An 11,679-nucleotide genomic window follows, 5' to 3' on the forward strand; every position below is an offset into this window, starting at 1 on the left:
ATGTTGTTCTGGACGATGAAGGGCGCGCCCTTCAGCCCGTCGATCGGCTTGCGCGTGACCATCTTCACCGAATGAATGGTGCCGATGGCCGCGGCGTTGACGGCGTCGAGCCCGATCAGCGCGCCGGTCGGCACGATGATGCGGCCGCCATTGGCACGGGCAAGATCGACCAGATCAAAATTGTCGAGCAGCCCGCCGACGCTGACGACGACCGCGGCCTTGCCGCGCTTCACTGCCGGCTCGACGATCGCGCGCAGCTGGCTGCTCGGTGCGCACTCGACCACGATGTCGGCGGCCTCACCGAGCTGGTCGATCGGCAAAACCTGCGGCGCGCGACGCAGGCCGTTGAGGAATGCCTGATGCTTGGCGGGATCGCGCACGGCGACGGCGGACAGTGTCAGCCCCTCGATGCCCTGATCGAGCGCGGTCGCGATCTTGGTGCCGATCGAGCCCAGGCCTGCGATGGCCACCCGCAATTCGCGCGAAGCTTTCTGATCCGTCATCACCTTCCACCTTCTATCCACGTCAATGTCATAGTCCCTCAGGCCTCGCGCGCATAGCTGCGCAGGCGCGCCTCGAGCACCGCCAGCATGGCATCGCGGGCCGGATCGCGCGAGCCGCGCAACCAGGCGGCGGCGAGCGGCAGCCGGCCGACCGGGCCGCTCTGCTTCGGCCTGAGCGGCACGAAGCGCACGCCCGACACCGCCATTCGCGTGGTCCAGCGCGGCACGATCGCGACCCCGAGCTTCGTTGCCACCAGCTGGATGATGGTCTGCTTCTCGTCGGCGACCTGCACGATGCGCGGCGTCAATCCGGCCTGCTCGAACAGTTTGATGGTGAGGTCATGGCTGTGCGGCCGCGAGCGGCGGTCCGGCACCAGCATGGCCTCGTCGGCGATCTGCGCCAGCGTGATCGACTTGCGCTCGGCGAGCGCGTGGCGCTGCGGGAACGCGACGATGGCGGTCTCCTGGAGCAGATCGCGGAATTCGAGCCGCTTGTCCGCGCTGTGAGGCGGGCGGACGAAAGCGAGATCGAGCGCGCCGGTCAGGATCTTGGGCAGCAGCCGGACGGTCTTGTCCTCGAGGAGCTGCACCGCGATGTCAGGATGCCTGTCGCGGAAATCGCGCAGCAGCGGCGGCAGCAATCCCGCCGCCGCGCTGTCGATGGCGCCGACCCGCAGCCGGCGCGCGGCCCCCGCACGCGAGCGGTTGCGTAAGTTATTCTCGACCGCCTCGACCTTGGCGAGGATGGCACGGGCATCGCGCAACAGCGTGGCGCCGTCCTCGGTGAGCGACACCGCGCGCGTGGTCCGCGCGAACAGCCGCGTGCCCAGATCCTCTTCCAGCAGCCTGATCTGGCGCCCGAGCGCGGACGGCAGCATCTGGAGCTGCTGCGCCGCATGGCCGAAATGCAGCTGCTCGGCCGCCGCCACGAAGCATCGCAACTGATGCAATTCCATCCCGGACCCCCCTCGCCCCGTGCGCTTCACCTAGCGAGGATTATATCATTTTTTTGTATAAACCAGTGCCGATTGAGTATGCCTCCTCCCCCCGCCTACGCTCATGGCCGGCGTAGACCTCCGGGCCCGCCGCACAACAACAATCGGAACTCGAGGGGAGGCCAGGGTGGCGAGCGAGATTCAGACGCGCGTGCTGCGCAAGATCACCTGGCGCATCGTTCCCTTCATCATGCTGCTCTACTTCGTGGCCTTCATCGACCGCGTCAATATCGGCTTCGCCTCGCTGACGATGAACAAGGACATCGGCCTGTCGCCCGCGGTCTACGGCTTCGGCGCCGGCATCTTCTTCTGGGGCTATTTCCTGTTCGAGGTGCCCTCCAACATCATCCTGCACAAGATCGGCGCGCGGATCTGGATCGCGCGGGTGATGATCACCTGGGGCCTCGTCTCGGCGGCAATGGCGTTCGTGCAAGGGCCGACCGGCTTCTACGTGCTGCGCTTCCTGCTCGGCGTCGCCGAAGCCGGCTTCTTTCCCGGCATCATCCTCTACCTCTCCTACTGGTTCCCGGCGCGCCAGCGCGCCGCGGTGACCGCGCTGTTCATGGCGGCAGCGCCGCTCTCCACCGTGCTGGGATCGCCGATATCAGGCGCGCTGCTGGAGATGGACGGCCTGCTCGGCTTCAAGGGCTGGCAATGGCTGTTCGTGCTGGAGGCGCTGCCGGCCGTGCTGCTCGGCTTCGTCGTGCTCGGCTTCCTCACCGATCGTCCCGAGAAAGCGAAATGGCTCGCCGATGACGAGCGCCGCTGGCTGATTGAGACTATGAACGCGGAGACCACCAGCAAGGCCGCAACCGCGAGCCACAGCATCTGGCGCGGGCTTGCCGATCCGCGTGTTCTGGCGCTGGCGCTGATCTATTTCGGCACCTCGGCCGGCCTCTACACGCTCGGCGTCTGGGCGCCGCAGATCATCAAGCAGTTCGGCCTGTCCTCGCTTCAGGTCGGCTTCCTCAACGCACTGCCGGCAACCGCCGCGGTGGTCGCCATGATCCTGTGGGCACGACACTCGGACCGCACCGGCGAGCGCACCTGGCACGTCGTGTGGGCCTGCCTGATCGCCGCGGCCGGGCTCGCCTATGCCGGCCTTGCGACCGGCGTCGTCGCCGTGCTGGTTGCGCTTGCGCTCGTCAACATCGGCATCTCCTCGGCAAAACCGCCGCTCTGGAGCATGCCGACGCTGTTCCTGTCCGGTCCCGCGGCCGCAGCCGGCATCGCCACCATCAACTCGATCGGCAATCTCGGCGGCTTCGTCGGGCCTGCCATGATCGGTTGGATCAAGGACCAAACCGGCAGCTTCAATGGCGGGCTTTACTTCGTCGCCGGCCTGCTCGTTCTCTCCGCGGTCCTCACCCTGCTATTGTCGCGTGCGCAGACCGCGCCCGTCGAACCCGTCCCGCAATCCCACTGATCTCTCAAACGGAGCATTTTCATGCGCACCCATTCGATCGCAGCAATTCCCGCCGATGGCATCGGCCCCGAGGTCATCTCGGCCGGTGTCCGCGTGCTGGAGGCGCTGGCCAAGCGCAGCGGCGACCTTGCCTTCAACGTCAAGACCTTCGACTGGGGCTCGGACTATTACAAGAAGCACGGCGTGATGATGCCGGCCGACGGCCTCACGGAGCTGAAGAAGTTCGACGCGATCTATTTCGGCGCGGTCGGCGCGCCCGACGTGCCCGACCACATCACGCTGTGGGGCCTGCGGCTGCCGATCTGCCAGGGCTTTGACCAATACGCCAATGTGCGGCCGACCAAGATCCTGCCGGGCGTCGCCTCGCCGCTGCGCAATGTCGGCATCGGCGATCTCGACTGGGTGATCGTGCGCGAGAACTCCGAAGGCGAATATGCCGGCATGGGCGGCCGCGCCCACAAGGGCCTGCCCGAAGAAGTCGGCACGGAAGTTGCGGTCTTCACCCGCGTCGGCGTGACGCGGATCATGCGCTACGCGTTCCAGCTCGCGCAGTCGCGTCCGCGCAAGTTCCTGACCGTCGTGACCAAGTCGAACGCGCAGCGCCACGGCATGGTGATGTGGGACGAGATCGCGGCCGAGGTCGCCGGCGAATTCCCCGATGTGACCTGGGACAAGATGCTGGTCGACGCCATGACGGTGCGCATGACCCTGCATCCGAAGAGCCTCGACACCATCGTGGCGACCAACCTGCACGCCGACATCCTCTCCGACCTTGCCGGCGCGCTCGCGGGCAGCCTCGGCGTCGCGCCGACCGGCAACATCGATCCGCAGCGCCGCTTCCCCTCGATGTTCGAGCCGATCCACGGCTCGGCCTTCGACATCACCGGCAAGGGCATCGCCAACCCGGTCGCGACCTTCTGGACCGGCGCGCAGATGCTCGAACATCTCGGCGAGAAGGACGCCGCGGTGCGGCTGATGACGGCCGTCGAACGCGTCTGCGCAGCCGGCGTGCTGACGCCCGATGTCGGCGGCAAGGCGACGACGAAGGAGGTCACCGACGCTGTCATCGACGCGATCCACGGGTCGAATGTTTGATCGTCTCCTCTCCCCGCTTGCGGGGAGAGGCGAAGAACAACTACTTCCGCCCCGCCGGCGCGGGCGGCGGCGCTGCCATCGCTGCCGTCGGCTCCGGCGGCGTCAGATGGCGCGGGACGACGATGGACTGGCCGGGCGTGAGCTGTGCGTTCTCTGCCAGCGAGTTGCTCTGCGCGATCGACCACAGCGGCACGCGATTGGCTGCGGCGATGCTCTCCATGGTGTCGCCGCGGCGTACCGGCACCCGCATGCCGGAGTCCCACAATTCCACCAAGCTGTTCGCCGGCACGAGATAGCGCAGCGGCACGGCATCGGCATGGGGCTGCGCGGGGATACGCGGCAGCTGCGTCACCATCTCGACGATCTGGCGATGGATGTCGTCGGACTTCTCGATGTTGATATGCGAGACGCGGCTGTTCTCCTTGAGATCGTAGCTCGCGTAATGGCCGCGATAGCCGGGCACGGCCACGACATCGCCGCCGCCGAGCACGCTGTCGGACAGGAAGATGTTGATGAAGCGCTCGACATTGAGCGGCACGTCGCCGGTCGCATGCGCGGGATCGATGGCGATGACGAGGCTGATCGGGATGTTCTCCTTGGCCGCCATCTCGGAGATGACGATCGAGCACAGCCCGCCCATGGAGTGACCGATCAGCACGATCGGCGCCGGGCTCTCCTTGTAGCTGGTGATGGCGCGATCGCCGATCCATCGGCAGATGGTGAATTCGTAGACGTCGGCGGAGAAGCCGGCCTTGGTCAGCTTCTCGCTGAGCCGGTCCATGCCGGTCGAGAAGATCGGCCCCATGGCGCCGCGGAACAGGTAGATTTTTGGCGGCGGCAGCGGTTCGGCCGGCGGAGGTGGCGGCGGAGCGACGGGTGCGACCGCGGCGGGCTTTGACTTGGGGGGTGAGGCAACGGCCGCGCCGGTGCTCAAGGCGAGCAGCGCAACCGCTGCCAGCACGAAAATTCGCCTTGGATCAAGCATCAGTCGAGCAGTCCCACCACGGGAGGCCGTAGCCTCCCCCTGGGGCTTAGTGACCACCGATTGGGTGGAATTTGGGGCACGGAACCACGGAAATTGTCGCATCCCGCTGAGCCATGAGCAGCCTCGATGCGCACGCCGAGCCGGACGCAGATCCTCGGCGAACGTGCCCAGCCTGGGCTGCGCCGCAGGTAGCGCTGCCGTCGGTCAGTGCCTGCTCTTGAGCCGGCTGCGGTGCGCAGCCTGCTTGGCCCGGTTGCCGCAGATCGCCATCGAGCACCATCGTCGCGCGCGTCTGCGGGTGTGGTCGGCGAACAGCATCGTGCAGTTATGGCCCTCGCACGCCTTCACGTGTGAAAAGTCCTCGTCGCAGACGAATTTCGCCAGCGCTTCGCCGACCGGCAAGAGCAGGGATTCGGGCGATCGCCAGTGCCGCATTCTTTGCAGCGCAAGCCCGCCCGCACCCTGGCGTCGCGCGATCTGTCGGAACGAGTCGTCGCGCGCCAGGAGGCTGTTCAGCGGCCCGAGCTCCTGCAGCGCCTTCACGCTGAGCGGCCGGCCTGCATGCTCAACCACAAAGCCGCGAAACCACTCGCGCAAGGCGCGGGCCTGGTCCGCGACCTTGTCCAGCTCGCCAGGCAAGGCGCGCGCCTTCATCGCATCGAGCTCATCGACTGCAACGAGCCTCGCCTGAGCGAGCCAGTCGATCAGCCCATCGCCATCGTCGATCCAATCGACGGGCGTATCGACCGGCGTGGCGATCGAATTGAGAAAATCGAGGCCAAGCGAGTCGGCGACGAACATGGCGGGCGGTCTACGTGACATGTGGGCTCCCCAGCCAAAACGGAACATTCCCCACATAACCTGTTAAATTCACGTTGACAAGTTACGCATCACAGACATAACCTAACTGACGCTATTTTACAGGTTACTCAGGAGGCGGCGATGGCTAGAGACAGTGTGACGGCGGTCCTGGCTCACGGGGCGTGGGCGGATGGATCGAGCTGGGCACGGGTCATCACCGCGCTCGAGGCCGAGGGGATCAAGGCGCACGCGGCGCCGCTTCCACTGACCTCCCTTGCCGACGATGTCGCGGCACTCAACCGGAGCCTCGATCGCATTGAAGGCCCGGTCGTGATTGCCGGGCACGCCTATGCCGGCGCCGTCATCGCACTTGCGCGTCCGGCGCGCGTGAAGGCGCTGGTCTATGTCGCAGCCCTTGCGCCCGAGGAGGGGGAGAAGGTTGCCGACGTGTTCTATCGCCTTGTCCCCCACCCGCAGGCGCCAAAGCTTGCTCCCGATGACAATGGCCTGATCTGGTTGCCTGAGAATGCCTTTGCAGCGGCATTCGCACAGAACGCTTCAGCGCAGGATCACACTGTGCTCGCATCCGTGCAGCGGCCTATCTCGCTGAATTGCATAACGGTCCCGGCCGGCCGCCCGCTGTGGGAGGACGTTCCGAGCTGGTACCTGATCGCCGAGCAGGACCGCATGATCGTGCCCGAGACGCAGCGCTTCATGGCGGAACGCATGAAGGCGAACATCCGAACGCTCGCCGTCGATCACACGCCCAGCGTCACGGCGCCCGCGGCTGTTGCCGATATCATTCGCGACGCGGTCCGCGCCGTGAGCGGCAATTAGCGCGCCCGACGTCCAGCAAACCCACTCATGTCAACAACATCCCTTGCCAGGAACGGAGACTGCCATGACCTCCACCCGATATCGCACCGCCGACGTTGACGGATTCAAGGTCTTCTATCGCGAGGCCGGGCCTTCGGGGGCGCCGAAGCTTCTGCTACTGCACGGTTTCCCGAGCGCCGGCCACATGTTCCGCGACTTGATCCCGCTGCTTGCGGACAAGTTTCACATCGTCGCCCCGGACCTTCCCGGCTTCGGCCAGTCCGACATGCCCGCGCGCGAAACATTCAATTACACATTCGACAATATCGCGCGGGTGATCGAGCGGTTCACCGAAGTGATCGGCTTCGATCGCTTCGCCGTTTATGTCTTCGACTACGGCGCGCCGACCGGTTTCCGGCTCGCGTTGCGCCATCCTGAGCGGATCACGGCGATCATCTCGCAGAATGGCAACGCCTATGAGGATGGCCTCAGCGACGGCTGGACACCGATCAAGGCCTATTGGCAGGATCCGTCGCCGGCCAACCGCGATGCGCTGCGCGCTTTCCTCGTGCCGGAGGCGACACGCTGGCAGTACACCCATGGCGTCCCTGATGCGACCATGGTGTCGCCAGACGGCCAGAACCTCGACAACTTCTACCTGGCGCGTCCGGGCTCCGACGATATCCAGCTCGATCTGTTCGGCGACTACAGGAGCAATGTCGCGCTCTATCCGTCATTCCAGGAGTATTTTCGCAAGCACAAGCCGCCGTTCCTCGCGGTCTGGGGCAAGAACGATCCGTTCTTCATTCCGCCCGGCGCCGAAGCGTTCAAGCGCGACAATCCCAACGCCGTCGTGGAGTTCTTCGACACCGGTCATTTTGCGCTGGAAACGCATGCAGGCGAGATCGCGGATGCCATTCGCGCCTTCATGAGATGACGAGGGAGCGCAGGATGACGCGCACACGCTCACTGCCGCCCCTCGCGATCTCTGCGCTTGCCGGAAAGATCGCTGCGCGACGGACAGCAGCCCGTCGCGCAAACGCGCCTTAGTTCCTGGCCGGCGCCGTCGCTGCCGCCGAGCGCGCCTGCCTGGGCGCGCCGGGTTCGGCAACCGGTGCCGGGGCGCGCGAGCGCATGATCGCGGCGTCGATCTCGGCGATGACGCGGCGCTGGATCGCCTCGTTCTTGTCGATCGAGATGTGGCCGACGCCGGTGCCGCGCACGTCGACATTGTCGAGCTTGCCGCGCAGGCCGGCCGCGGCCCGCACCGGCTCACCGGGACCATCGCCGATATAGATGTTGATGTAGCGTTCGGCGCCGGTCGAGAGTTTGGTCTTGAACACGGAATCGAGTCCGATCGCGAGCTTCACGGGCACGCCGAGCTGGTTGAGCTTGGCGATCATGTCCGGCAGCGCGGTCGCGCCCGAGGAATGGCYGACCAGGACGATGGTCTTGATGCGGCCGGCCTTGTAGGCGGTCGCGGCCTCATCGGCGAGCGAGGACCAGGACACGAAATTGGCAACCGTTACGGGAATGCCCTGCGCCTGGAGCCGGGAGCCGATCGTGTCGAGCCCGAGCGAGAAGATGTTGAGCACGCCGCGGAGCAGGTAGACATGCGTGGTCGCGGCCGCGGCCTGGCTCGTCGGCGCCGCCTTCGCGGTGGTCGGACTCATGGCAACAGCTGACAGCAGGAGCAGGCACATCGCCCACGCACGGATGGCGGGCAACTGGCTGGCGCCGGCGGTGTGACGGCCGTTCGGTCTCATCGATGGATTCCCTGGGGACAATACGCTTTGCGATCGGCCGGAATCGTAGCCATGGCCCGCTCGCAGACGCAACAAAGAGCCGCGTGAGCGGCAATCTTAGCCGCAGGCCGTGACCATCGCGCAACACTTGCCCGGAACCTGCCACCGAAGGGCCTGTTTTGAGACCATTTTTCTCCGGCCAATTGCGACCCGGCAAGGGCATTCCTATGTCAGGGCACCCGCTGACCTGCCCGCCCGGGCGGGTTCCAGCCTCCCTTCCCCATCCCGCCGGCCATCATGTCATCCATCATTTCCGTCGCCAATCTGTCGAAGACCTATGGGTCCGGCTTCAAGGCGCTCAAGAACGTCAATCTCGATATCAAGCGCGGCGAGATTTTCGCGCTGCTCGGGCCCAACGGCGCGGGCAAGACCACGCTGATCTCGATCATCTGCGGCATCGCCAATCCGAGCGAGGGAAAGGTCCTCGTCGGCGGCGAGGACATCCAGACCTCCTACCGCAAGGCGCGCTCGCTGATCGGCCTCGTGCCGCAGGAACTCCACACCGACGCCTTCGAGAGCGTGTGGGCGACCGTGAGCTTCTCCCGCGGCCTGTTCGGCAAGCCGAAGAACCCTGATCATGTCGAGAAGGTGCTCAAGGACCTCTCGCTGTGGGACAAGAAGGACAGCAAGATCATCACGCTCTCCGGCGGCATGAAGCGCCGCGTGATGATCGCCAAGGCGCTCTCGCACGAGCCGCAGATCCTGTTCCTGGACGAGCCCACCGCCGGCGTCGACGTCGAGCTGCGCAAGGGCATGTGGGAGGTGGTGCGCACCCTGCAGCAGTCCGGCGTCACCATCATCCTCACCACGCACTACATCGAGGAAGCCGAGGAGATGGCCGACCGCATCGGCGTCATCAACAAGGGCGAGATCGTGCTGGTCGAGGACAAGGCGACCTTGATGCAGAAGCTCGGCAAGAAGCGACTGACGCTGCATTTGCAGAACAAGATCACCTCGCTGCCGGAGAGCCTTGGCCATTACGAGCTCGACCTCTGCGATTCCGGCGCGACGCTGGTCTACGACTACGACACCAAGGGCGAGCGCACCGGCATCACCAGCCTGCTCAGCGACCTGCGCACCGCCGGCATCCGCTTCAACGATCTCGACACGACGCAATCGTCGCTCGAGGACATCTTCGTCGATCTCGTGAGGACGTCATGAATCACCGCGCCATCCGCGCCATCTATCTGTTCGAAATGGCACGCACCTGGCGCACGCTGCTGCAAAGCATCGTCTCGCCGGTGGTCTCCACCTCGCTCTATTTCGTGGTGTTCGGCGCCGCGATCGGCTCGCGCATCAGCCAGGTCGAGGGCGTCAGCTACGGCACCTTCATCGTGCCGGGCCTGATCATGCTCTCGGTGCTGACGCAGAGCATCGCCAACGCCTCGTTCGGCATCTACTTCCCGAAATTCACCGGCACGATCTACGAGATCCTGTCGGCGCCGATCTCCTATTTCGAGATCGTGCTCGGCTATGTCGGCGCCGCCGCGACCAAGTCGATCATCCTCGGCCTGATCATCCTCGCCACCGCCGGGCTTTTCGTTCCGTTGCATATTCACCATCCGGTCTGGATGCTGACCTTCCTGGTGCTGACGGCGGTGACGTTCAGCCTGTTCGGCTTCATCATCGGTATCTGGGCCGACGGGTTCGAGAAGCTGCAGATGATCCCGATGCTGGTGGTGACGCCGCTGACCTTCCTTGGCGGCAGTTTCTATTCCATCGACATGCTGCCGCCCACCTGGCGCACGGTGGCGCTGCTCAACCCGGTCGTCTATCTGATCTCCGGCTTCCGCTGGAGCTTCTACGAGATTGCGGACGTGAGCGTATCCGTCAGCATCGGCATGACGACAGCGTTCCTGGTGATCTGCCTGGTCACGATCTGGTGGATTTTCCGCACCGGGTACCGGCTGAAGAATTGACCCTTGCCGTCATTCCGGGGCGTGCGAAGCACGAGCCCGGAATCCATCGTGCGACAGGGTTGGTGGATGAATGGAGTCCGGGCTCGCGACTTCGTCGCGCCCCCGGAATGACCAGCGGCTATCGATAGCAATGGAAGCGGTGATAGCCGTCATAATAACCGCGGCAATGGCGGTAGTGACGGTGGGGAATGCCGAGCACGCCCTCGACCGCGCCCACGGCACCGCCGACACCGGCGCCGACCGCGCCTCCGACCACACCGCCCACCGGGCCGGCAATGCGGTTGCCTTCATGGGCGCCTTCCTGCGCACCGCGCACGATACCCTGGGCATGGCCAGCTTGCGGCAGCGATAACAGTGCGAGCAGGATGGCGGCGGCTGCGAAAAGCAGGCGGACAAGTAAACCGGCCGGCAACGGCGCAGCGGCGATACGGACTTTGTTCATCTTCGATCCCAAGGGAAATACACGAGGTAAACGGCGGCGAAAACCGCCTGTCAGGCAGGCGATCATCAACGCACGGAGCGGCCAAATGGTTGCGCCTTTGTGACGAATTGTCGGCGTCGTGAACGCGTCTCCGCTCGCGAAAATGTCAGCATCGCCGCGGGCGGCGCGGCACAAAGCGGCCTTGCTTACGCCCGGCATCACGTTAACGATGGCTGGGCCGGCTGCTGGAACGAAAGCCGGATTGCAGGCATAGTGCACGCCGGGGGACGGAGAGCCGCGGCGCTTGCGTGAACAGGCCGGAGGCCAGAACTCAAATGCGTTTTCAGATGCGTTCGTTTTTTATTGCTTTCACATCCCTGCTGCTTTTGAGCGCGGGCACCGCACAGGCCAAGGTCGAAATCACCGTCGACAAGGACAATCAGCAGATGACCGTCGCCGTCGACGGCGTCGCGCGCTATCGCTGGCCGGTGTCGACGGGCATTCCTTCGCGCGAGACGCCGAACGGAGCGTTCCGCGCCTTCCGCATGGAAGAGGATCACTACTCCAAGGAATTCGACGACGCGCCGATGCCGCACGCGATCTTCTTCACCAAGATCGGGCACGCCATCCACGGCACGGACTCGGTCGGCCGGCTCGGCGCGCCGGCCTCCCATGGCTGCGTGCGGCTGTCGCGCCAGAACGCATCGACGCTCTATGCGCTGGTGCAGCAGCAGGGCGTGCTCAATACCACGGTGACGCTGACCGGCTCGGCGCAGGTGGCGCTGGCGCGCAATCCGCGCGGCCGCACCAACAATGCCGTGGCCCGCGCCCCGCAGCCGGCCGAAGAGCAATACGCCACATCAGGCGATCCCGTGAATCTGGCGCCGCCGGCGCAGCCCGCCCGCCGCTACAT

Annotated in this window: 13 protein-coding genes; 7 read left to right on the forward strand and 6 right to left on the reverse strand. The window is 65.3% G+C overall.

Annotated elements, in window-relative coordinates; translation table 11 throughout:
• A partial coding sequence (locus tag AC1D00_RS09885) for an aspartate dehydrogenase (RefSeq protein WP_477010541.1) occupies positions 1-503 on the reverse strand: 503 nt, incomplete at its 3' end.
• A gap of 38 nt (positions 504-541) precedes the next feature.
• Positions 542-1,459: a LysR family transcriptional regulator gene (locus AC1D00_RS09890; RefSeq protein ID WP_477010542.1), complete on the reverse strand. Its 918-nt coding sequence runs from the start codon at positions 1,457-1,459 to the stop codon at positions 542-544.
• A gap of 166 nt (positions 1,460-1,625) precedes the next feature.
• Between AC1D00_RS09890 and AC1D00_RS09895 the strand changes: the two genes are divergently transcribed.
• Both AC1D00_RS09895 and AC1D00_RS09900 read left to right on the forward strand, forming a co-directional pair.
• Positions 1,626-2,924 carry a D-galactonate transporter gene (locus tag AC1D00_RS09895; protein ID WP_135175876.1) on the forward strand — a complete coding sequence of 433 codons (1,299 nt, stop codon included), beginning with the start codon at positions 1,626-1,628 and terminating at the stop codon, positions 2,922-2,924.
• A 21-nt stretch (positions 2,925-2,945) separates the two neighbouring features.
• Positions 2,946-4,019: a tartrate dehydrogenase gene (locus AC1D00_RS09900; protein ID WP_477010543.1), complete on the forward strand. Its 1,074-nt coding sequence runs from the start codon at positions 2,946-2,948 to the stop codon at positions 4,017-4,019.
• A gap of 40 nt (positions 4,020-4,059) precedes the next feature.
• On the opposite strand, the gene AC1D00_RS09905 is transcribed toward AC1D00_RS09900, so the two are convergent.
• Together AC1D00_RS09905 and AC1D00_RS09910 are read right to left on the reverse strand one after the other, a co-directional pair.
• Positions 4,060-5,004: a LysM peptidoglycan-binding domain-containing protein gene (locus AC1D00_RS09905; RefSeq protein WP_477010544.1), complete on the reverse strand. Its 945-nt coding sequence runs from the start codon at positions 5,002-5,004 to the stop codon at positions 4,060-4,062.
• Positions 5,005-5,208: 204 nt separating this feature from the next.
• Positions 5,209-5,826 (reverse strand): CGNR zinc finger domain-containing protein, encoded by a 618-nt coding sequence (locus tag AC1D00_RS09910; protein ID WP_404553694.1) that lies wholly within the window; start codon positions 5,824-5,826, stop codon positions 5,209-5,211.
• Between the two features lie 120 nt (positions 5,827-5,946).
• Between AC1D00_RS09910 and AC1D00_RS09915 the strand changes: the two genes are divergently transcribed.
• Both AC1D00_RS09915 and AC1D00_RS09920 read left to right on the forward strand, forming a co-directional pair.
• Positions 5,947-6,642, forward strand: a complete 696-nt coding sequence (locus AC1D00_RS09915; protein WP_477010545.1) for an alpha/beta fold hydrolase — start codon at positions 5,947-5,949, stop codon at positions 6,640-6,642.
• Positions 6,643-6,706: 64 nt separating this feature from the next.
• A complete protein-coding gene (locus tag AC1D00_RS09920) occupies positions 6,707-7,558 on the forward strand; it encodes an alpha/beta fold hydrolase (protein WP_477010546.1) in 852 nt (283 codons plus the stop codon).
• A 109-nt stretch (positions 7,559-7,667) separates the two neighbouring features.
• Here the strand turns inward: AC1D00_RS09920 and AC1D00_RS09925 are convergent, their stop codons facing one another.
• Positions 7,668-8,387, reverse strand: coding sequence for a hypothetical protein (locus AC1D00_RS09925; RefSeq protein WP_477010547.1), 720 nt, complete (start codon positions 8,385-8,387; stop codon positions 7,668-7,670).
• A 276-nt stretch (positions 8,388-8,663) separates the two neighbouring features.
• On the opposite strand from AC1D00_RS09925, the gene AC1D00_RS09930 reads away from it, so the two are divergent.
• The gene (locus tag AC1D00_RS09930) at positions 8,664-9,587 is read left to right on the forward strand and encodes an ABC transporter ATP-binding protein (RefSeq protein ID WP_027544688.1); all 924 of its coding nucleotides are present in this window, start codon (positions 8,664-8,666) and stop codon (positions 9,585-9,587) included.
• A complete protein-coding gene (locus tag AC1D00_RS09935) occupies positions 9,584-10,345 on the forward strand; it encodes an ABC transporter permease (RefSeq protein ID WP_271576212.1) in 762 nt (253 codons plus the stop codon). Before AC1D00_RS09930 ends, AC1D00_RS09935 begins: the two co-directional genes overlap by 4 nt.
• A 118-nt stretch (positions 10,346-10,463) precedes the next feature.
• Here the strand turns inward: AC1D00_RS09935 and AC1D00_RS09940 are convergent, their stop codons facing one another.
• Complete coding sequence (locus AC1D00_RS09940) at positions 10,464-10,787, reverse strand: hypothetical protein (protein ID WP_404558938.1); 324 nt, start codon at positions 10,785-10,787, stop codon at positions 10,464-10,466.
• 326 nt (positions 10,788-11,113) lie between these two features.
• Here AC1D00_RS09940 and AC1D00_RS09945 point away from each other — a divergent pair.
• Positions 11,114-11,679: L,D-transpeptidase (locus tag AC1D00_RS09945; protein WP_477010548.1), on the forward strand; the 566-nt coding region annotated here is incomplete at its 3' end.

This window comes from Bradyrhizobium sp. P2_E8 (assembly GCF_056403875.1).